Source organism: Dyella mobilis, assembly GCF_016904945.1.
Taxonomy (GTDB): Bacteria; Pseudomonadota; Gammaproteobacteria; order Xanthomonadales; family Rhodanobacteraceae; genus Dyella_B; species Dyella_B mobilis.
On the sequence record NZ_JADIKF010000035.1, the window covers coordinates 224,561 to 246,883 of the forward strand.

At 62.6% G+C, this 22,323-nt stretch carries 17 protein-coding genes; 3 read left to right on the forward strand and 14 right to left on the reverse strand.

Annotated elements, in window-relative coordinates; genetic code table 11:
- Positions 1–250: 250 nt before the first annotated feature.
- A complete protein-coding gene (locus tag ISS99_RS04880; RefSeq protein ID WP_204630463.1) occupies positions 251–724 on the reverse strand; it encodes a nucleoside deaminase in 474 nt (157 codons plus the stop codon).
- Positions 725–837: 113 nt separating this feature from the next.
- Between ISS99_RS04880 and cynR the strand changes: the two genes are divergently transcribed.
- Positions 838–1,728 (forward strand): transcriptional regulator CynR, encoded by an 891-nt coding sequence (gene cynR, locus ISS99_RS04885; RefSeq protein ID WP_204630464.1) that lies wholly within the window; start codon positions 838–840, stop codon positions 1,726–1,728.
- A gap of 52 nt (positions 1,729–1,780) precedes the next feature.
- Here cynR and ISS99_RS04890 read toward each other — a convergent pair whose 3' ends face one another.
- Positions 1,781–4,672, reverse strand: a complete 2,892-nt coding sequence (locus ISS99_RS04890) for a TonB-dependent receptor (protein WP_204630465.1) — start codon at positions 4,670–4,672, stop codon at positions 1,781–1,783.
- 479 nt (positions 4,673–5,151) lie between these two features.
- Between ISS99_RS04890 and ISS99_RS04895 the strand changes: the two genes are divergently transcribed.
- Positions 5,152–7,113, forward strand: coding sequence for a S9 family peptidase (locus tag ISS99_RS04895; RefSeq protein WP_204630466.1), 1,962 nt, complete (start codon positions 5,152–5,154; stop codon positions 7,111–7,113).
- Between the two features lie 37 nt (positions 7,114–7,150).
- On the opposite strand, the gene ISS99_RS04900 is transcribed toward ISS99_RS04895, so the two are convergent.
- Positions 7,151–8,164, reverse strand: a complete 1,014-nt coding sequence (locus ISS99_RS04900; RefSeq protein WP_204630467.1) for a sterol desaturase family protein — start codon at positions 8,162–8,164, stop codon at positions 7,151–7,153.
- A gap of 117 nt (positions 8,165–8,281) precedes the next feature.
- Positions 8,282–9,373 carry a GGDEF domain-containing protein gene (locus ISS99_RS23465; protein ID WP_204630468.1) on the reverse strand — a complete coding sequence of 364 codons (1,092 nt, stop codon included), beginning with the start codon at positions 9,371–9,373 and terminating at the stop codon, positions 8,282–8,284.
- 279 nt (positions 9,374–9,652) lie between these two features.
- Between ISS99_RS23465 and ISS99_RS04910 the strand changes: the two genes are divergently transcribed.
- On the forward strand, positions 9,653–10,051 hold the full coding sequence (locus ISS99_RS04910; RefSeq protein WP_204630469.1) for a YciI family protein: 399 nt from the start codon (positions 9,653–9,655) through the stop codon (positions 10,049–10,051).
- Positions 10,052–10,064: 13 nt separating this feature from the next.
- Here the strand turns inward: ISS99_RS04910 and ISS99_RS04915 are convergent, their stop codons facing one another.
- The 10 genes from ISS99_RS04915 to ISS99_RS04960 all read right to left on the reverse strand — a co-directional run bounded on the left by ISS99_RS04915 (position 10,065) and on the right by ISS99_RS04960 (position 21,938).
- Positions 10,065–10,493 (reverse strand): DUF1801 domain-containing protein, encoded by a 429-nt coding sequence (locus ISS99_RS04915; RefSeq protein WP_204630470.1) that lies wholly within the window; start codon positions 10,491–10,493, stop codon positions 10,065–10,067.
- Positions 10,494–10,596: 103 nt separating this feature from the next.
- On the reverse strand, positions 10,597–11,007 hold the full coding sequence (locus tag ISS99_RS04920; RefSeq protein ID WP_204630471.1) for an SRPBCC family protein: 411 nt from the start codon (positions 11,005–11,007) through the stop codon (positions 10,597–10,599).
- Positions 11,004–11,327, reverse strand: a complete 324-nt coding sequence (locus tag ISS99_RS04925) for an ArsR/SmtB family transcription factor (RefSeq protein ID WP_204630472.1) — start codon at positions 11,325–11,327, stop codon at positions 11,004–11,006. Before ISS99_RS04925 ends, ISS99_RS04920 begins: the two co-directional genes overlap by 4 nt.
- A 73-nt stretch (positions 11,328–11,400) precedes the next feature.
- On the reverse strand, positions 11,401–12,243 hold the full coding sequence (locus ISS99_RS04930; RefSeq protein ID WP_204630473.1) for a uroporphyrinogen-III synthase: 843 nt from the start codon (positions 12,241–12,243) through the stop codon (positions 11,401–11,403).
- Positions 12,236–13,678 (reverse strand): siroheme synthase CysG, encoded by a 1,443-nt coding sequence (cysG, locus tag ISS99_RS04935; protein WP_204630474.1) that lies wholly within the window; start codon positions 13,676–13,678, stop codon positions 12,236–12,238. The genes ISS99_RS04930 and cysG overlap by 8 nt, the downstream gene beginning before the upstream one ends.
- 43 nt (positions 13,679–13,721) lie before the next feature.
- Positions 13,722–16,427 (reverse strand): nitrate reductase, encoded by a 2,706-nt coding sequence (locus ISS99_RS04940; protein WP_204630475.1) that lies wholly within the window; start codon positions 16,425–16,427, stop codon positions 13,722–13,724.
- Positions 16,424–17,665 (reverse strand): NAD(P)/FAD-dependent oxidoreductase, encoded by a 1,242-nt coding sequence (locus ISS99_RS04945; RefSeq protein ID WP_204630476.1) that lies wholly within the window; start codon positions 17,663–17,665, stop codon positions 16,424–16,426. Before ISS99_RS04945 ends, ISS99_RS04940 begins: the two co-directional genes overlap by 4 nt.
- Entirely contained in the window at positions 17,662–18,012 is a 351-nt protein-coding gene (gene nirD, locus ISS99_RS04950; protein ID WP_204630477.1) for a nitrite reductase small subunit NirD, read from the reverse strand. Before nirD ends, ISS99_RS04945 begins: the two co-directional genes overlap by 4 nt.
- Before the next feature lie 4 nt (positions 18,013–18,016).
- Complete coding sequence (gene nirB, locus ISS99_RS04955; protein WP_204630478.1) at positions 18,017–20,572, reverse strand: nitrite reductase large subunit NirB; 2,556 nt, start codon at positions 20,570–20,572, stop codon at positions 18,017–18,019.
- A 19-nt stretch (positions 20,573–20,591) separates the two neighbouring features.
- The gene (locus ISS99_RS04960; protein WP_239537663.1) at positions 20,592–21,938 is read right to left on the reverse strand and encodes an MFS transporter; all 1,347 of its coding nucleotides are present in this window, start codon (positions 21,936–21,938) and stop codon (positions 20,592–20,594) included.
- Positions 21,939–22,323 lie beyond the last annotated feature (385 nt).

Genomic DNA, 22,323 nt, shown 5'->3' on the forward strand with positions numbered 1-22,323 from the left:
CGCGACATCATTTTGACACTGATCACTTTCACATCGGTTTTCATCGCGTCTTTCGCCGCACGGCGGCGGCAACAGCCCTCATCAACCATTGAGGGATCAGTATCTGCACGATCGACGGTAATTTCGCGTCAAATTTTTCATTGACCGCCTTAACTCGCGTAACGGAACAGGGGCCGATTGCGCTGCAAAACTCGCGACGAACACCGTCAAGCTTTCGCAAGCTTCAACAGGAAAACGCTCGCGCTGCCCCCTAGGCCTGCTTGGCGTTGAGTTGCTGCCAGCGTCGATATACCTCGATGGCCGCATCGTCCCTTTGCCGCAACATGGGCAAGCGACGCTCTTCGATCGGCTTGCTGAATTCCGCGTAAAACGTATCCAGCTCGAAATATTTGCGATCGTCGCGATAGTAAGGCGCGTAGTCTTCGCGCGTCGTCACGTAGATAACCTGGCGTGGACTGCAGTAATACATCGACCCCAGGCACATCGGGCACGGGCTGGCCAGGATGTAGATATCGCAATCGGTCAGGTGCTCGGTACCCAGTTTCCGGCAGGCCTCGCGAATCGCCAGGATCTCCGCATGCGCGGTCGGGTCGCCGGTCTGGGCCACCTTGTTGGGGCTCTCGGCGACCACTTCGCCATCGCGAACGATCACCGTGGCGAAGGGACGGCCGCCCTCCTCTACGTTTTTCATGGCCAGGTCGATGGTGCGTTTTACGAAATCCATGGGGCTACCTCTGCAATGTGGAACCGTTGGAGCACAAGGTACGCCTGGCCATCCGTAAGGTAAAAGACTGGTTTATTATGGTTCCCATTGGTATTGCTTATGGGTCTGCAGCCATGCTTCTGCGCCACATCAAGTATTTCCTCGCCGTCGTCGAACACGGCGGCTTCACTCGCGCGGCGGCGGCGCTGCACGTTTCCCAGCCCGCGCTTTCGCAACAGATCCGGCAGCTCGAAGAGTCGCTCGGCGCGACCCTGTTCGACCGCACCGGCAGGCAGGTGCGCCTCACGGACGCGGGCAAGGAATACACGCTGCACGCGCGGCGCGCATTGCTGGACCTGGACGCGGGCAAGCGGGCCCTGCACGACGTGCAGGATCTGAGCCGGGGCGAGCTTCGTATCGGCATGACACCCACGTTTACTTACTACCTGGCCGGTCCGCTGGCCGAAGCCTTTCACCGACGTCATGGCGGCGTCACCCTGGCGATGAAGGAAATGCCGCAGGATCGCCTGGAGGAGATTCTGAGCGACGACCGGCTCGATGTGGGCATCGGTTTCGACGAGGCACGCTCCGCCGACATCCAGGCGCAACCGCTGTTCGAGGAAACGCTGGCGCTGGTGGTGGGCAAATCGCACCCCAGCAGCGGCAAGAAGACCATCGGCTTGCGCGCTCTCAACGACGAGTCCCTGGTGCTGCTTTCCGGGGAATTTGCCACGCGCGAGCAGATCGATCGCTACTGCCGGCAGCACCTCGTGCATCCGCGTGTCGCCATCGAAGCCAATTCCGTCGGCATGGTGGTGGAAATCGTTCGGCGTACGACCCTGTCCACGCTGCTGCCGGCGGCCATCGCACGGCAGCATCCGGACCTTTGCGCCGTGGCGCTCAATCCCGGCTTGCTCAAGCGCACGGCGGTCCTGCTGCAGCGCAAGGATGCATATCGAAGTGCCGCATCGCGCGCCGTCGTCGATCTGCTGCTCAAAGAGCGCATCGGCGTCGCAAAACGCTGAAGGTGCCTTGATGCGATCAAGGCACCTTGCGATTCCCTCGTCGCCTAATGAGCTAGAACTTCACCTTCACGCCAAGATTGAAGAAGCGACCGACGATGCCCGACTGCGCGAAGCCTGGGTTGTAGTTGAGCCCCGCGTAGTTGGCCGGATCGAACGGCGGCAGCCGGTTGAACAGATTGAAGATCGACGCGGTCACCGTAACGTGCCGGTTGATGTCGTAGCTGCCGGTCAGATCCACATCGGTGAAGGAACCCGTCCAGCAACTGTTGGGGAACGGCAGGCCGTCCGGATTGGTCGACAGGCAGGAGCCTGGAACGGGCAGCACGCCGACATCCTGCGACACCATCAGCATGCCGCTGGTGTAGCGCGCCGTCATCGTCACCGTAGCGGGGCCGTAGATCAGCGTATTGGACCAGGCTCCGCGCAGACGCGGCGTGCCCGTGCCGGCGGACAGCACATAAGGCGCCTGATACCCCACGAACTGGTACACCTGCCCGGGGCCGTACGACTGCTCCCAGTTGAAGATTTCGGTGCCGCTGAGATCGCTTTCCCACTGAATGCCGTTGTCGAACTTCACGTGGGTCTGCAGATCCAGGTCGACGCCGTTGGTCTTCAGCCAGTTCGCGTTGACGTAGGGCGCAGTAAGCACCGCCGGCGTGGGCATCATGTCCGGATAATTCGGGTCCGGCCGATTCGGCGTCACGGTAAAGCCGGCGGGAAGCGTCAGACCGGAAAAATAGTTGTTGATGGCCAGGCCCCAATTGGGGTCGGAAATCACGCTGGTTTTCTTGATCTGGTAGTAATCGAGCGAAGCGCTGAGCCAGCTCGTGGGCTGCAACACCACGCCGAACGTGATGCTGGTGGACTTTTCCGGTTTCAGAACGGGGCTGCCGACACTGAGTTCGCCTACTCCAGTGTGCTGCACGTAGCTATCGTCGCCATGCGCCGCGATATAGGAAGCCGGCGGCGTGTAAGGCGTTCCTCCGTAGGACAGCGAATCGCCCAATTGGAAGAAGCTCGGTGCGCGAAAACCTTTCGAATACGTGCCACGCAGCGCCAGCCAGTCCAGCGGCTTCCATTTCAGGCCGAGCTTGGGCGAGAAATTATTGCCCACGTCGGAGTAGTGATCGAATCGACCGGAGAGATCGGCTTCCAACGATTCCAGGATCGGCGCGTCGAACTCGAAATACACGCCCGCCACGGTGCGGTGCCCTGCAGCCTGTACGACGTTGCGGTTCTGGTATTCGTTGTTGGGATTGATTTCAGGGTAGTTCTGCGCTTCGTAGCGGAACTGCCCGCCCAAGGCCAAGGCAGACGTGCCGCCGGGAAGATCCCACAGCTCGTGGTTGGCAGAAAGGTCCAGCGCATGCAGGTCCGAGGTGGCCAAGGTGTTGAGCGGCGGCGCCAGCGAATTCAATTCGGCCTGGCTGTTGGCGCCAGGATTGACGAAGTTGTAGGTGCCGTTGACGACCGCGTTGTACAGCGCGTTGTAGTTCAGATAGCCAAGCGCCTCGGTGCTCAACCAGGTGTGATTGAGCGACAGGGAGGCATCGTAGTTCCAGCCGGCGAGCGTGCCGGAGATATCGCCGACCAGACGCGCATTGTGGTTGCTGGTGTTCTGCATCTGCGGCAGGCCCTGGAAGGCATAGCTGATCAGCGCATCCTGTTGCTGCGCGGCGAACGGATCGTTGGGATTGAGCTGGCCGTTGGCCAGTTGCCACGGCAGCACGATGCCGGTGGTATTGGTCGGCGTGGTGCTTTGAATCTGCGCCAGGCTGCCTTCCTGCGCCCAGGACTGATACTGGGACATGCTCGCCGAGACATAGGCCTTGGTGCTGTCGTTGATCTTGAAGGTCAGGCGGCTATACAAGCCGAACTGATTCGACTTCGGTTGAACCTCGCTGTATTGGCCGGAGATGTTCTGCGAACAATAGGCGCCGGGATTATTGGGATCGTTGGTGACCAGGGTCGAATTCGAGCCGCAGGGCCGCAGCGGTTGCCACACGCCGTCGGCGGTGGGCAGACCGGTGAGAATGTCGCCGTTGCTGATGGTGGCTGGCCGCACCGCGCCGTAAATGGAGCCGTTGCTGGACGGCACGTTGGGATTGGTGCCGCCGATCGAGGACAGGTCGTTGGTGTTGAACGGGAACGGCCGACTCATGGCCTGAATCGATTGATCCGTTTCCACCTGGAGGCTGACATAGAGGTTGTAACCGTCCTTGTTCAAATCGCCGGTACCGGCCAGCAAGGTGCCTTTCTTGGTAAAACCGCCGCCACGCTGGGAATCGCCCACGTCGGCAGTCAGCTGGACGCCCTGGTAAGAAGACTTCAGGATGATATTGACGACACCCGCAATGGCGTCGGCGCCGTACAGCGACGAAGCGCCGTCTTTCAGCACTTCGATGTGATCCACCGCCGCCAGCGGCAAGGTATTGAGGTCGACGAAAGAGCGTTCGCCGTCGTCGGCACCGGCGAAGTCCGCCACGCGCTTGCCGTCGACCAGTACCAGCGTCGAATCCACGGTGAGGCCGCGCATCGAGATACCCGAAGCGCCCACCGCCAGTGCACCGGGGAACGAGTTGGGCAAGGAGCCGCTGTTATCCGCTGAGATCGAACGCAACAGATCGGACACCGTGCTGAAACCGCTGCGCTGAATGTCCTGCGCGGAAATCATGGTTACCGGCGAGGGCGTTTCCAGGTCGATGCGTGGAATCGCCGAGCCCGTCACCATCACGGTCTGCAGCTGCTTGGCGCCGTTTGCGCTGGGAGCCGAAGACGGCGGGCTTTGGTCATTGAGGTTCTGCGAACCCGTTGAAGCGTTATCTTGCGACGTCGTGCCTGGTGAAGACGTATTGGACGAAGATGTGCTCTGTGCGTGACTCACACCTGCGATCGGAATGAACAGCAATCCCACCAACGAAGCCGCCAACTTGTTGCGGTGCATGCGAGTACCTCCCATTTTTTAATCTTTCTAGGCAAAACAAACGATATTTACGTCCTCCGCGAGTGATTTCTCACCGGATCTCGATACGATCTGAAGTTGCCGCGTGCATGGGCACGCGCGCATGGAATGAGCCGATGCCATCGGCCAACGATGTGATGACGTCCGGCCGAAACGCAGGGCGAAAGCGCCGCCTGCGACGAAGACAAAACCGGACGATGGCGCCTGCGCGCAATAACCTGTGACCGAGAGCTACCGCTACTCCCCATAGCCGCACCCTACTGCCAGAGCATTATTATTATAATATTGTCTTACGATTTAAATTGTCAAACCAGCAGGCACCCCACTCCAACGATTCCGGAGTCCGACCGATGGCCGACCTTCACCGCCGCACTTCAATGGGCCGTTTTCCCGCCACCACCACGCCGACTGCGACACCGCCCTGCCCGTCGCCGCGACGAATAAGCCGAACAGCAGCGACGATGTTCGCCAGCCTGGCGGCGCTGGTGTCGATCCCTGGCTTGGCCGCGAGCCCATCTACGCTGCAACTGTCCGATCTGAGCAAACTGACCAGCCTGAAAGAGCCGCAAATCTCGCCAGACGGAAAGTGGATCGCCGTGATCGTTTCCGTGCCCGACCTGGCATCCAACGAGCGACAGCAGGAAATCGACCTGGTAAACACCAGCACCGGCGCACGGCGTGCACTGACCTCGCATCGCAAGCAACTGTCCATGCCGCGCTGGTCTCCGGACGGCTCCAGGCTTGCCTTCATTGCCGAAGACGCGCATTCCGCGCAGGCGCAGATTTTCGTGCTGCCCATGAATGGCGGCGACGCCGTCAGTGTGACCAGCGCTGCGCAAGGCGTGGATGCGTACGACTGGAGTCCGGACGGCAAGCAATTGGCATTCATCGCCCAAGACGAAGCCACAAAACTCGAGCCCGGCAAAAAACAGGGAGACGCCTTCAAGGTGGATCACAACCAGTTCCTGATGCGTGCCGCGCAAGCACCCTGGAATCTATGGGTGGTTGCAAGCCAGGGCGGAGCGGCCAAACGCCTGACCCAAGGCACCGGCAGCCTGTCCACGGATCAACAGGACGATACGCCCACGCCATCCTGGCGCCGCGACGGACAAAGCATTGCCTTCGCGCAGTTTCCGGATCCGTATTGGGGCACATCGTTCAAATCCGTGATTGCCCAGGTGGCGCCCGGAGGCAGCGCGTCTGCGGTGCTGGTATCGGATCAAGGCAGCATGGATCCCACTTATGCGCCCGACAGCGATGCCCTCGCCTTCTTGCGTCCGCGCGGTGGCGACCAGAACAACGGCAATGCGGTCTACGTTGCCGAGCACGGCGCGATCCGCGATGTCACTCAGGATCTGGCACGCAACATTCAACGCTATGCATGGCTGCCCGGCGGCAGCGCACTTTTACTGGAAGGAGCGGATGGCACGACGGCGTCGCTGTGGCGACAGCCGCTGGCAGGCAAGGCGCAGAAACTCGACCTGGGCGATGTTGTCGCGCATCCGGAGATATCGGTATCCCGGCAAGGAGCCATCGCCTTCGTCGGCAGTACGGCCGTCCATCCCGACGAGTTGTACCTCATGACATCGGCAACGGCCAAGCCACGCCGGCTCACCGATATCAATGCGTTTGTCGATGGCGTCGCGCTCTCGCGCACCACATCCATCGACTGGAAAAGCACCGACGGGTTCCAGGAAGACGGCGTGCTCACTTATCCGGCAGGTTACCGCGATGGCGAAAAATATCCGCTTGCGCTGGTCATCCACGGCGGCCCCCAAGAAGCGTCGTCGGTGGCATTCGCATTCTTGCCGCAATGGCTGGCCGCGCAGGGCATCGCCGTTTTCCAGCCCAATTACCGCGGCAGCACGAATCTTGGCGATGCCTACCAGCATGCGATTTTTCGCGATACCGCCGACGGCCCCGGCAAGGATGTGATGGCCGGGCTGGCCGCGGTGGAACGGCTCGGTTTCGTCGATCAGCAACGCGTTGGCGTCAGCGGCTGGTCCTATGGCGGATTCATGGTGGCCTGGCTGACCAGCCATTACGACACCTGGAAAGCGGCTGTCGCCGGCGCGCCGCTTACCGACTGGGTGATGGATTACACCATCTCCTATTACCAGCAAGGCGACATTTTCTACTTCGGCGGATCACCCTGGGTAGACAAATACTGGGATATCTGGCGCACGCAATCGCCTATTGCGTATGCCCGCAACGTGAAAGCGCCCACGCTCATTCTCGGCGACGTCGGCGACCCGGACGTGCCGCTGGTCAACAGTTACGAGTGGTATCACGCCTTGCGCGACAACGGCGTGCCAGTGGAGTTCTACGCTTACCCTGCCGACACGCATTTTCCCCACGACATCGTGCGCACGAGCGATGTCTACCGGCGCTGGGAAGAGTGGCTGGCCCGATATCTGAAGTGACGGCTTGCGCACGTGGATCGCATCGCTTCAAAGCCTTTCACGTACCCGCTTCTGCATGCACTTCGGATGCCTGCTCGACGCGCAGCATCTGCTTGGCCACTTTGGCCGTGTGATGATTGCCATCGTGGCTCCACCCTGGCGGCATGACCAGGTACAGCAGTTTGTTGCGCAAGCCCGGCGCGTGCCACACATCCTTGCCAAGCAGCCAGAATTCGCCCAGGTAGGCATCGAGTACGCTGTAAGGTTTTACCGGCCGGGTGATGCCGTATTCAATCGGAGCGTCTTCGCGCACCTCCTCGTAGGTGCCGAAAACGCGATCCCAGATCGGCAGCAGGTTGCAGAAGTTCGTATCCATGTAGAGCACGTTGCGTGCATGGTGAACGCGATGATGCGAGGGCGTCAGCACCAGGCGATACAGCACGCCAAGCTTGCCTTCCCGCAATACGTTCTCGCCGAGATGAATGAAGCTGCCCCAAAAGCCGTCGATGATCATGATCAGGACCAGGAGCGGCGGACTCACTCCCAGCAGCATGCAGATGCTCGTGCGCACGACGTCGGCATAGGTGGCTTCGAGAAAGATGTGCGCATAGACCACGGACAGATTCATCGCCACGGGGGCGTGGTGAGTCGAATGCAGGCACCACAGCAGGCGCACCTTGTGCGCCAGAAAGTGATACACGAAATGCGCCAGTTCCCACACCACGTAGCCATACAACAACCCGTACCAGGTGAGCCCCGCCTGGAACGGAGCGAAGCGATTGAACAGGCCGATGCACAGGCCGATCATGGCGATGGAAAGAAAGGCGCCGATGAAGCGGTTCAGCACCATCACCAGCAGTGGCACCTGGTATTCCACGCGCCGGCTTCGGCGCAACAACGTGCCGCGCACCAGCTCGAAGACCAGCAGCAGCGGAATGACGGGAGCGAGCAGGCTGCCGAAGCCGTCGACCGTAAGCAGCTTGCCGTAATCGCCCGAGGCGCACATATCCAGCAATGGCCCGAGGCTGAAAAAGCCTGCCAGCTGATCGCGAATCCAACCCAGGATATCCATGGCTGCCCTCCCCGGCGGCGCTTCTACGGTGCTTTGGCAGCACGTCGGAGAGTCAATTTGTCACGATCTAAATAGGGATGCAAGCGAAAGCGGCTCCCCTGTGACGAGCGTCGCGCCTTAGTCGATGACCGGCCACTCGTAGCGCGTGATGATGGTTCTGACCGCCGGCACCGTCGGCAAGGCGCTGGTGTGCTTGCGCGTCTGCTTGATGGCTTCCATCGCGGCATCCGCCCTGTTCAGCAGTGCTTGAGCATTGGAGCAACCGGGTTCGGCCACGACCACGCCGACACTGGCGCCCTCGTAGTCGACAAGCGCCGCATCCAGTTTGAAGCGCCCGCGCGTGGCGCTTTCCAGGCGACGGGACAAGGCGGCAGCCGCTTCGTCGGCTTTCGCACGCTGCTCGACCGCGAGCACCACGAATTCGTCGCCGCCCATGCGGGCAGCCACGTCGCCGTCGCGCAGCATTCGGCGCAACCGCTTTGCCACCGTTTGCAGGAACTGGTCGCCGGCTTCGTGACCGAAGCGATCGTTGATCGGCTTGAACTCATCCAGGTCGATAAAGGCCACGATCAGGGCCTGGTCTTCCGGCAGGCTGGCAAGGCGCTGCTGCATGTCGTCCAGCAAGGCCCGTCGATTGGGCAGTTGCGTGATCGCATCGGTCAAGGCGGTGGAGGCGAGCGACTGGTTTGCTTGATGCAGCGCTGCCAGCAAGCGTTCGCGATCGACCTGCTGGCTGATCAGGTAGGCGAACAGGCCCAGCACGTGCGTGGCCGCGTCAGGCAGCGGTTTGCGCTCATCGCTCGCGGCACACAGCGTGCCGAAAAGTTCGCCGCCTTTGCCGCGGACCGGAGCGCTGAGATAAGTCACCACCCCCAGCGCGCGTGCAACTTCGCAGTCGCCCCAATGCCCGCCGACATCGTCGGTGTAGAACCGCGCCTCATCCAGTGCGCGCTTGCAAAGGGTGGCCTCCCAAGGGGTGGACAGGCCTTCGGGAATGCTCAACCGATCGGTGTTGCGGGCGTACAGCACGCAAAGCGTGCCTTCCGCCGCGTCAAGCCGGGTCAGGTAGGTCGACTCCAATCCTGTAACCCTCTGTAAAAGCTCCAGAAGCGGACGGGTCAAGCCTTCGAGCGTATGCGCATGCGTGACCGCGGCGACCAAGGCGCCGAACAGGTTGGATGGGAAGCTGGTGCGCGTAACTAGGCTCATGTGAACAGATATCGGCAACTTGAGGGGACCCCTGAACCCACCCCTCCGACATGGTGACCGGCCCGAAGGCGCGGCTCGCCCCGCAAGGCGGCAAACTCAGCGATGTTGCCCGGCCTTTTCGATAAAAGCCACATAAAAAAGCGGGATGGCCCATTTTGGGTGCCGCCCCGCGCCCAGGCGGACGCCACGGCCGGCCGGGCTGTCGATTCGTCAGGGTCCCATTCGTTCGCAAACAGAAGCCCATTGGGGCTTCGCCAATGTCACCGGGAGAGGATCGCCATGAAGCCCTATCTGCTCGCCATCTACCATCCCGGCGGCGATGGCGACGCACCGCCGCCCGACGAGCTGGAAGCCATCATGGGCAAGGTCAGGTCGGTGCGCGAGGAGATGAAAGCCGCCGATGCGTGGATCTTTTCCGGCGGCCTGGAAGCACCAAGCACGGCCACGGTGCTCCGCGCCAACGGCCGCGGCGTGCACGCCACCGACGGACCGTTCCTGGAAACAAAGGAATATATCGGCGGCCTGACGATTATCCGCGCCGCCGATCAGGACGCCGCGCTGGCGTGGGCGCGCAAACTGGTACAGGCAACCGGACTGCTGATTGAAGTGCGGCCGTTCGAGCCGCACGACGCGTGTGCCGGAATGCAGTCGGCATGGCAAGAAGCGCAAACGACGTGAGTGCGCCTAGATTCTAGTTAGCCGTTTTTTTGCGCGGCGCGGTCTTGGTACGCGCAGCGGCAGGTGCCTTCTTTTTGGACTTGCTCTGGTTGTAATCGATCGCGGCGCGAACGAGCTCCTTGAGTGCGGTGCGCGCAATCCGGTCGCCTTCGAAAAAATCGATGGCACGCCGCGCATTGCCTTCCAGGCCCGCGTTGAAGAGTCCCTTGGGATCGGGCAGTTTCGCACCGTAGGCAAAAGTAAGTTTCACCTTGCCTTTGTGCGCGTCGGCGACAGCGATGATGGTTCCGTCGCGGTACCACACCGGGCTGCCCATCCATTTCCACTCCTCGACGATGCCGGACGCGGAGTCGAGGATGCATTGGCGGATTTCGGCAAAGGTCTGGCCGCGCCAATCGGTGATGGACTCGATCAGTTGGTCGATACGTTCGGATGGATTCATGAGAACAGCGTGCCTCCCGACTGCCTGTATGAAAATTCAGTGTGTCCGGTTCAGTGCCGCCATGCAAAGCACGGCGGCACTGACGCAACATCTGCGATGAATATCAGTCCGGCTTGGCCAGCACCTGTTCCAGTGCCGCAAAGAACTTCTGCCAGCCGTACTTCGCGCCTTGGTAGGCTTGCTGCTGATCCGGCCGGAAGCCTATTTGCTCCATGCGCAGGTGCGTTCCCTTGCCCGCGGCGGTCAGCGTCCAGGTCACCACGCTTTCCAGGCCGAGCGCCGCCCAGGTGTAGGACAGCGTTTTATTCGGCTCGACCACCAGCACCTGGCAATCGACCGAGCCCCATTCGCCACGGAAGCTGAAACGATGATCCACCTGGGGCATGAAGTCGCTCTTCATCAGCCACTCTTCGATCAGGTGCGGTTGGGTCAGCGCGCGCCAGATCTTTTCCTGGGGAAAGGGAATCTCGCGTTCTACGACGACGGAAAGCGTTTCGGTAGCGGTCTCGCTCATTGGTCCATCCTTTTCAGCAGGTCTTCGAGGCGGTCGAACCGGTTTTCCCAGAAACCGGTCATTTGGCGGGTCCAGTCGACCAGCGGCGCTAGGGCGCCGAGCTGTGCGCTGTAGTGGGTCTGGCGGCCGGCGGGGCGATCGCGCACCAGGCCGGCCTGTTTCAGCACGCCAAGGTGCTTGGAAACGGCGGGCTGCGAGATTCCGGCCTGCGCCTGCAAGGCACCGACCGTCTGCTCCCCTTCGCGGCACAACTGCTCGAAGATGGCGCGACGGGTCGGGTCGGCCAGGGTTCGGAACAGCGTGTCGTGAGTCATCGGCATGGAGAAATTCATAACTCGTTGGCTATGGATTTATATATAACCACTCAGCTATGCATTGCGTCAAGGGGGCAAATTAAGGCGCGCGGCCGAGGCGCTCGATCAGGGCCTGGGTGAGCGGTTTCAAGTAATAGTTATCGCGCGGAACGACCTGTGGTTCCACACCGCATACGCGCAATGCATCCGCCACGACCGGCCCAATCGCGGCCACCACGGTTTGCCGGAGCGCTGCCGGCAATGCGACCTCTCGCTGTCCGGCTTCGGCGAGCCGGAATAGCCGCTCCACTTGCCGCACGCTGGTAAAGGCGATGGCATCGATCTCGCCGCCGTGCATCGCATGGATCAGGGCCTGCACGTCGGCATCCGCCGCCGCGTCGGCGTAAACGTAAGGCGCCACCGTCGATATCTGCGCACCGGCAGCGTGCAGGAAATCCATCAACGGTGCGTTGGGTTCGCTGCCATAGAGCTGCACGCTTACTCGACGATCGCGCAGATCGAGGGTTTCCAGCAAGGCGATCATGCCGGGCGTGGTCGCCGGATCGGCCACCAGCCTCGGCTTCAAACCCCATTCGCGCAATACGCGCCCCGGCTTCGGACCGCGCGCGACGATACGCACTCTGGCCAACTGCGCCAGAAAGCTTTCGCGCAAGGTAGGCGCGTATCGTTCGAGCTGATCATGCAGGCGATGCAACCCTTCTCCGGTAAAGACCAGCAGATCGTCGCAGGCGCCGCTGCAAAACCGGCGCAGCCACTCGAGCACGAGCGCAGGATCGGGCGCGTCGCGGATATCTATCAATGGGCACCGCCACACCGATGCCCCGCGACGTTGCAGCAGCGCCGCGAACAGATCCAGTTCGCGCGCCTCGGGAAGCGCAATGCGACGCCCCTGCAGCGGGAGATCGGATAGCACGTCAGCCATCGGCGCAAAGCTCCGGCAAGACACATTCGTCGACTTGGTGCACAGGCCGCGTCTGCTCGCCGAACCATGCGTGCCGGTTCGCCAGTGCGGCCACCTCGCCCACGATCAGAAGTGCCGGAGAACGTACGGCATGCCGCGCAGCACTTGTCGGCAAGTCGCTCAGCGCTCCGCTGATGACACGTTGCTGCGGCAAGGTGCCGTTTTCGACGATGGCAAACGGCGTGTCGGCACGCCGGCCAGCAGCCAACAAATGCCGTGCAAGCTCATCGAGCCTGGATACGCTCATATAGACGGCCAAAGTCTGGTGGTCCTGCGCCAGCACCGGCCAGTCCATGGCATCGGGCGATTCCTTGCCGTGTCCGGTGAGCAGGTGCACCGATCGCGCGTAATCGCGATGCGTCAGCGGAATGCCGGCGTAAGCCGCGCAGGCGACAGCGGAAGTCATGCCCGGCACGATCTCACAAACAATACCGTGGCGTTGCAGGAATTCCATTTCCTCCCCGCCACGCCCGAACACGAACGGATCGCCGCCCTTGAGCCGCACCACACAACGGCCGGCGCGCGCGTGCTCCAGCAGAAGCCGGTGGATCTGTTCCTGCTGCGTATGCCGTCCGCCGCAACGCTTGCCGACGTCGATGCGTTCGGCATCGCGCCGCGCCAACGCCAGCACCGCATCGCTGACCAGTTGGTCGTGCAGGATGACATCGGCCTGGTTGAGCGCGCGCAAAGCGCGCAGCGTAAGCAACGAGGGATCGCCCGGCCCTGCCCCGACCAGCAGCACGGAAGCTTTTCGCGGCGCCGTCTCGGCGGATGCCAACGTATCCAATAGCAGCCGTTCCGCCCGCTCCGGCTGCCGGCAGCGCAACGCCGACATCACCGGACCATCGAGCAGTCCATCGTAAAATGCCCGGCGCGCAGCCAGGTCCGGCCGCCGTTCGATAATGCGTGCGCGATAACGCTGGGCCAGTGCCACCAGTTCACCCAGCGCGTGATCGAGCATGCTTTCCAGCTTCTCGCGGATCCTGCGCGCCAAGGCAGGCGCAGCGCCCGCCGTGGAGATGGCAATGGTCAGCGGCGTGCGCTCCACCACAGCCGGCACCTGGAAACGGGACAACGCCGCATCGTCCACCACATTCGCAAAGATGCGCTGCCGTTGCGCCATGGCTGCGACGCGGGCATTGAGATCGCTATCGTCGGTGGCGGCAATCACCAGCCAGACATCGTCGAGCCACTCGGGCTGGAATGACGTTCCCAGATGGTCGATCCGTCCTTGCGCCACCCATTCGGCAAGCGCGCTGCAGAGTGTGCGGGCGCCCACGCGCACCTGCGCACCGGCGGCGAGCAGCGCGGCAATTTTTCGCTCGGCGACGGTGCCACCGCCCACCACCAAAACCGGCAGGCCGTTCAAATCTGCAAACAGCGGATAGAGTTTCACGTCGTGTTCGCTCCGGCGATCGTTCCCAAACCTTTTCAAGCCTTCAGGCATTCGCTTGCGCACGTACCTGTGCAATCAACTGGCGCAACTCCGGCACGCAAGATCCGCAGTTGCCGCCTGCACGCAGCAGCGCAGTAATGCTTGCCGGCGTATCCAGTCCCTGCGCGCGAATCGCATCGCAAATCGTGCGGCGCCCGACGCCGAAGCAGGAACACACCATCGGGCCGGTCGACTCCGCGGGATTGGCCGGCTCGCCGATCAGCAGCGCTGCGCGATCCACGTCGTCCAGCCGCTCGCAATCGAACAGGCTTGCCAGCCATTGCCTGGCCGGAAGATCGGGACGCGGTGCGAGAAACACGCAAGCCTCGATGCGGTCGTTGATCAGGTAGGCTGCGCGATAGACACCCGTGCTGCGATCCTCGTATTCCAGCCAGTCGGCTTCGGGATCGGTCACGCCCAGCCACCCTCGCGCCCACCGGCCGCATTCGGCCAGCGGCTCGCGATGGGCGATTTCGTAGCGACGGAATTGCTCACCACGGATGGATGTCCAATAACTGGGACCGTTCGCCGCCAGCGCATCGCGGCTGAGCGAAAAGCCGTACCAGCGGACCGGAAACGGTTCCACACTAACCGGCGTGTGCTTGAATTCGGGCTCGCCGGAGACGGGATCCACCACCGGATTGACCACGCCGCCTACGCGCGCATCGGAAGCGAACTGATCGCTCCAATGGATCGGCACGAACACCGAACCGGCCAGAATGCCGCCGCCGTGCTTTACGCGCGCCACCATGGCACCCCAGCGCGAACGGACACGCGCCAATTCGCCTTCGCGTACGCCGCAGCGCAGAGCGTCGTGCGGATGCATGTCGACGAACGGCTCGGGCAGGTGACCGGTCAGGCGCGGCGCCTTGCCGGTGCGCGTCATGCTGTGCCACTGATCGCGGATGCGGCCGGTGTTGAGCACCAACGGATACTCGCGATCCGGTGCGTGCACCGGCATGCGCGCTTCGGTTGCGACGAAACGTGCGCGGCCGTCGGCGTGGGCGTAGCAACCGTCGGCAAACAATCGCGAGGTACCCATGCCGTTCGCCTGTACCGGCCATTGCACGGGCGTCATCGCGTCGTAGCCGCCGCGGTCGAGATGCGCCAATCCTTCGAGATTGAGCTGCCTGTGCACCCGATGAGAGTCATCGCACCCGGGCTCCGCGTTGCGGTGCGCGGTCAAGCGGGCGTGCTCGAGGAAAATCTCGTGCACGTGGCGAAACTCAAAGCCTTGGGTAAAGCCCATGCGCCGCGCAACCTCGCACACGATGCGCCAATCCGCCCGCGCCTCGCCCGGGGCTGGTAGAAAGGCGCGCTGGCGCGACAACCGGCGCTCGGAATTGGTGACGGTGCCGTCTTTCTCGCCCCAGGCGAGCGCGGGAAGCAGCACGTGCGCGAAAGCCTGCGTGTCGGTGTGCGATACGACATCGGAACTCACCACGCACTCGCAGCGCGCCAGCGCCCTTTTTACCCGGTCGGCATCGGGCAGGCTCACGACGGGATTGGTGGCCATGATCCACACGGCCTTCACCCTGCCCTCGTCGATCGCCTGGAACAGCTCGACCGCTTTGAGCCCCGCTCGATCCGCCACGCGCGGAGAACCCCAGAACGACTGCACGATATCGCGATGCACCGGATCGGCCAATTCGAGATGCGCGGCCAGCACGTTGGCAAGACCGCCCACTTCGCGCCCGCCCATCGCATTGGGCTGTCCGGTGATGGAGAACGGCCCCATGCCCGGCTTGCCAATGCGCCCGGCCAGCAAATGGCAATTGATGATGCTGTTGACCTTGTCGGTACCGCTCGAGGACTGGTTTACGCCCTGCGAGAACACGCTGACCGTTCGTTCGCAAGATGCAAACCAGCGATAGAAGGCGAGCAAATCCGCCAACTGCAGGCCGCAGATGCGAGCCACCTGGGCAGGATCGCCAGCCTGCGCCTGGGCCGCTTCCAAGGCTCGTTCCAACCCTTGGGTATGAGCGTCGACAAAGCGCGCATCCATCGCGCCCTGCTGAAACAGAAAGGCCAGCAGGCCGTTGAACAGCCACACGTCGGTACCGGGCTTGATCGGCAGATGCAGATCCGCCGATTCGCAGGTGGCAGTGCGGCGCGGATCGATCACCACCAGGCGCCGGTTCGCCTGCTGCTCTTTGGCCTTGGCGATGCGCTGGAACACGATCGGATGGCACCACGCGGCGTTCGAACCCACCAGCACGATCAGTTCCGCTTGTTCCATATCTTCGTAACAGCCGGGCACTACGTCCTCCCCGAACGCACGCTTGTGGCCTGCAACGGCCGAAGACATGCAGAGTCGGGAATTGGTATCGATGTTGGCGGTGCCGATATAACCCTTGGCCAGCTTGTTGACGACGTAGTAGTCCTCGGTCAGCAATTGGCCCGACACATAAAAGGCCACTGCATCCGGGCCGTGCGCATCGATGATGCGCCGGAATGTGCCGGCCACCCGATCCAGTGCATCGTCCCAGCTCACCTGATGGAGCGCACCGTCCGCGCCGCGCAAGGCGGGATAAAGCAGGCGCCCTTGCAGATCGACGGTTTCCCCCAGCGCCGCGCCCTTCACACACAGGCGGCCCGCATTCGCGGGATGCGCCGGATCACCCCGCACCTGCGCCGAACCATCGGGTGCCGCGCGCGCGAGCACGCCGCAACCCACGCCGCAATAGGGACAGGTCGTGGCGACACTCATGCCGCCGCTCCCGCATCGGCGGCAGGTTGGCAATAGTGCTTGCCGAACAACAGCCGGTCGCGCATCGCCGTAATGTCGGTCGCGCTCTGGATCAGATCGAAATACCAGCCGCCATCCCCGATGTCGCCGTACAACACGGCGCCGACGACTTGCCGGCCTTTCAACACCAGGCGCTTGTAGATGCCGCGGCGCGGATCGCGCAACACCAGGTCTTCCGTGCCGGCACCGCCGATGAAGTCGCCGGCCGAATACAGATCGATGCCGGTTACCTTCAACTTGGTTGCGGTGCGCGAAGCGCGATAACGCCGATGCCCGAAGCGGGCCAGGTGCGAAGCGCACACGAGTGCCTGTTCCCACGCCGGCGCCACCAGGCCGAAGGTGGCGCGGCGATGCTGCACGCATTCGCCGACGGCATAGACGTGTGGATCGTAGGTCTGCAAAGTGTCGTCGACCACGATGCCGTGTTCGCAATACAAGCCGCTGGCTTTTGCCAAGGCCGCATCCGGCCGCACGCCCACGGCCATCACCACCAGGTCGGCATCGATCCGGCTGCCATCGGCAAAGGTAACCCCTTCGACGCGACCGTTGCCGTAGAACGACGCGGTTTCGGTATTCAGCCGCAAACTCAAGCCGCGCTGCTGCAGGTTGCGAATGAGCATGCCGGATGCTTGCACATCGATCTGCTGGTTGAGCAAGACGTCGGAGCGATGGACCAGCGTCACCTGCATGCCGCGGCGCGAAAGCCCGTTGGCCGCCTCGATGCCGAGCAGGCCGCCGCCGATGACGACGGCACGCCGGCAGGTTTGCGCTGCCTGCAGCATGTGCTCGACGTCGTCGATGCTGCGAAACCCGATCACGCCGGGCAGATCGCTGCCGGGCAGCGGCAACACGACCGGCCGCGAGCCGGTCGCGATCAGCAGGCGGTCGTAGCCGCGCTCCACACCCTTGCTCGAATGCACGCGCCGACGCCGGCGATCGATGCGCACCACCGGATCGCCCAGGTGAAGGTCGATGCCGCGCTCGGCATACCATGGCGGCGCGTGCAGCATGATCTCGTCGGCGCTCTTTTCGCCGCTCAGCATCATTGAGAGCAGGATGCGGTTGTAATTGCCGTAAGGTTCCGCCCCGAACACGGTGATGTCGTACAGCCCCGGCGCGAGTTGCAACAGTTCCTCCACGGTACGCATACCGGCCATACCGTTGCCTATCACCACGAGTTTCGGGCGCTTCGTGCTCACCGTTCAGGCCGCCCCAGCACGACGGTGTTGCCTTCCAGCCTCACCGCCCAGGCACGCACGGAATGCTCGGGCGCCTCCAGGCACTCGCCGGTGCGCAAGTCGAAATGCTGTTTGTAGATCGGCGAGGCCACCACCACCCGACCAGCCAGGCTGCCGACCAGACCGCGCGAAAGTACCGAGGCAGCCGCGTGAGGGTCGACGTTGTCGATGGCGTACAGCTCTCGCTCGCCGATGCGAAACACTGCCACCTGGTCGCCATTGACCAGCGCGCACACGCCGGTATCGGGCACGATATCGTCCAGATCGCAGATGGCCAGCATGCCGCTTGTCGTCACTATGTCGTCCATGGCCTTACTCCGTTGCCAGTTGAAGCGGAATCTGCTTTTCTTTGCGCGTGGCGGGTCGTATCTGCCCGCGCTCGGGCACAAAGGCGAGATTGCCGTCGCCCTGGCTGCTGTTGACGAAGTGCTTGAAGCGTCGCCGCGTCAACGGGTCGCCGACCGCCCTCTTCCACTCGCATTCGTAGGTGTCCACGATGTGCTGCATGTCCGCTTCCAGCTCGGCGGCCAGTTTCAATTTGTCGTGGATGATCACGTCCTTGAGATAATCCAGCCCGCCTTCCAGGTTGTCGCGCCAGGTGCTGGTGCGCTGCAGGCGGTCGGCGGTACGGATGTAGAACATCAGGAAGCGGTCGATGTAGCTGATCAACGTGGGCGTATCCAGATCGCCGGCCAGCAATTCGGCGTGCCGCGGCTTCATGCCGCCGTTGCCGCAGACGTACAGGTTCCAGCCTTTTTCCGTGGCGATCACGCCTACGTCCTTGCTTTGCGCCTCGGCACATTCACGGGTGCAGCCGGAAACGGCGAACTTGAGTTTGTGCGGCGAGCGCAGGCCCTTGTAGCGGTTTTCCAGGTCGATGGCGGTGCCGACCGAATCCTGCACCCCGTAACGGCACCAGGTGGAACCGACACAGGATTTCACCGTGCGTACCGACTTGCCGTAGGCATGCCCGGATTCGAAGCCCGCTGCGATCAGTTCTTCCCATATCGGCGGAAGCTGCTCCAGCCGCGCGCCAAACATGTCCACGCGCTGCCCGCCGGTGATCTTGGTATACAGGCCGTATTTCTTTGCCACCTGCCCCACAGCGATCAAGCCATCGGGCGTGACTTCGCCGCCGGCCATGCGCGGCACCACCGAATACGTGCCGTCTTTCTGGATGTTGGCAAGAAAGTAGTCGTTGGAGTCCTGCAGCGAAGCATGCTCTTTTTGCAGCACGAATTCGTTCCAGCACGACGCCAGGATGCTGGCCACGGCCGGCTTGCAGATGTCGCATCCGAGTCCCTGGCCGTGCCGATGCAATAAATCGTCAAAGTGCTTGATGCGATTGACGCGTACCAGGTGATAGAGCTCCTGACGCGAATAAGCGAAGTGCTCGCAAAGATGATTGTTCACCGCCAGGCCCTGGCGTTTCATTTGCGTTTTCATGATCTGCGTGACCAGCGGTACGCAGCCGCCGCAGGCAGTACCTGCCTTGGTGGCCGTCTTGAGTTCGCCGATCGATGCGGCACCCACGGCGACGGCGTCGCACAACTCGCCCTTGGAGACATTGTTGCAAGAGCAAATCTGCGCCGACGACGGCAGCGCATCCACACCCAGTGAGGGGCGTGACTTGCCGTCGGGTGGCGGCAGGATCAGAAACTCCGGCGCATCGGGCAGCTCGATGCCGTTCAACATCATCTGCAACAAGGTGCCGTATTCCGCCGCATCCCCGATCAACACGCCGCCAAGCAATTGCTTGCCGTCTTCGGACACCACCAGCTTCTTGTACACCTGGCGGCGCTCATCGCTGAATTGATAGCTGCGACTGCCCGGCGTGGTGCCATGCGCGTCACCGAGACTGGCCACGTCCACGCCCATCAACTTCAGCTTGGTGGATGTATCCGCTCCGGAAAACTCCGGCAGCGACTGAACTTGCTTGCGTTCCAGCAGCGCGCACAGATGTGCCGCCACCACTCGTGCCATCTCGTAGCCCGGCGCAACCAGGCCGTAGGTCTTGCCGCCCCAATACGCACATTCGCCGATGGCGTAGACGTCCCAATCGCGCGTGCGGCAATAGTGATCGACGTGGATGCCTCCGCGCTCTCCCACGCCGAGTTCGCATTGCCGTGCCAGTTCGTCGCGCGGCCGGATGCCGGCCGAGAATACGATGATGTCGGTATCCAGATGGCTGCCGTCGGCAAACTTCATGCGATGACGCGCGCCATCGCCATCGACGATTTCCTGCGTGCCCTTTCCCGTGTGTACAGTGACGCCCAGCTCTTCGATCTTGCGACGAAGCATCCGTCCGCCGACGTCGTCAACCTGCACCGCCATCAAGCGCGGCGCGAATTCCACGACGTGCGTGTCCAGACCCAGGTCACGCAATGCCTTGGCGCACTCCAGGCCGAGCAGGCCGCCGCCCACCACCACGCCGGTTCGTGCGCCCGCGCTCCAATGGAGCATCGCGTCCAGATCGTCAATCGTGCGATACACCAGGCAGGCCGACCGATCGTTTCCAGGTATCGGCGGCACAAACGGTCGCGAGCCGGTCGCCAGCACGAGCTTGTCGTAAGCGATCACCTCGCCATCGGCCGTAGTGACGCGCTTTTGCGCGCGATCGATGTGCGCGGCGCGCGAAGCCAAGCGCAAATGCAGGCCGGGTCGCTCGAAAAAGCCGGGCGCAACCAGGGAGAGATCCTCGGCGCGCTTGCCGCTGAAAAATTCCGAAAGATGCACGCGATCGTAGGCCGGCCTGCTTTCTTCGCACAGCACCGTGATTTCCAGGTCCGGCGGCTGCCGCGCCGCCAGTTCTTCCAGCAGTTTGTGCCCGACCATGCCGTTGCCGATGACCAGCAGTTTGATCGTCATACGTCCTGCTCCTCTTCGCTCAATCGATCGCCCAGGCGGCGGATGGCGGCGGCTCCGCTTGGAGCAACGCCTCCCGGTAAAGTCGTTCTTCGCGTGCCACGTGCTCGGCACTGAACCGCACGGCGAGCGCGCAAAGCGCGCCGGCGATGACGAAACATCCCAGCAACGCGAACACGTATGGCACCGAGCCGGTGCCTCTGAGCATGAGTCCGGCGGCCAGCGCACCCACGTTGCCGCCTGCGCCGACGATGCCGGCGACGCCGCCGATGGCCTGGCGGTCGATGAATGGCACCAGCGCGTAGGTCGCCCCACAGGCCAGATGCGTAAAAAGGCCGAAGACGATCATTGCCGTCACGGCGATGCCGGCCGATTGCGCACCGGAAAACCACAACAGCCCGATACCTTCGCCCAGCATGAACGCACCGAGCAGCCAGCTTCGCGCCCTTAGTCCACGCTTGCGCGCCAAACGGTCCGACGCGATACCGCCGAACGGCCGTGCCAGTGAAGCCAGCAAGCCGAAGCACCCCGCAGCGAGACCTGCATGAAACAGGTCCATGCCAAAACGGTCGATGTAATAGCTGACCGCCACGCCGTGCACGAACAGCTCGATACCGAAGCAACCAGCGTAAGCGACGAACAACATCCATACGCGGTAGTTGCGTATCGCTCTGGCGACCGCTTTCCAACCGCCCCGCTTGCTGTGGGTGCCCGCATTGCCACGAGCGCGCAAGACACGGTAATCGCCCTCCGGGCAATCCTGCGTGTGGCGCGCATACAAGATGGCGACGATGAGCATCAGCACGCCCGGCGCGCACGTGGCGACGCGCCAGCCAAGCTCGTGCCGTACGCCCAATGCGAGCATTCCCGCAAGCAATCCTGGCACCAGCCATTGCGCGGCGCCGCCGCCGGCATTGCCCCAACCTGCCACGGTGGCATTGGCGGTGCCCACGACGTTGGGCGCGAACATCACCGAGGTGTGGTACTGCGTAATGACGAACCCGGCGCCAACGATGCCAATGGCCAGGCGAAAGAACACGAACGACTCGTAGCTGTGGGCGAAGGCGATGCCGAATACGGGTATCGCTCCCACCACCAGCAAACCCGTATAGGTTCGCCGCGGACCGAAGCGATCGCACAACGGCCCCACGATCAATCGCCCGAATACCGTAACCGCCACCGCGGCCATGCCGATGTCGGCAAGCTGGCGTTGATCGAGATGAAATTCGTCCTTGATCAAAGGCATCAGCGGCGCAACGGCAAACCATGCCAGGAAGCAGGCAAAACAGGCCAGCCAGCTCAAATGAAACGCACGCATCTGTGGCGTGCGCAGCCGAAACAGTTCGATCCGCGTGGCTTTATTCGACATGTCCCATCCCACCGCAATGACTTGCCCGGAACTACGGCCCGTCCGTCACGCAAGCGTGATCGGCGAGCCTCGATGCATGATGCGATGCATCATTTGTGCCACGCCGAGGGTCCCCTGTTTTCGCAGCTTTTTCGCTGACAGGGTCGCTATCCAGATAATTTCCGCACCGCTGCAGGGCTAAGCGCGGCGCCGTTGCACCGTTGCAGTGCATCATGCTGGTGCCATGGCGTGCGAAGCCTGGCCGCGCTGCAGGTTCGAACAAAACCTTTCCGGAAATCCGTCGTGCCGCATTTGCGGGAGCGCGCTTCCTGCACCAGGCATTCGCCATTCCGTGCTGGCTCATCGACCCTCATGCATGCATCGCGATGAAGCACTCGGGCGCATC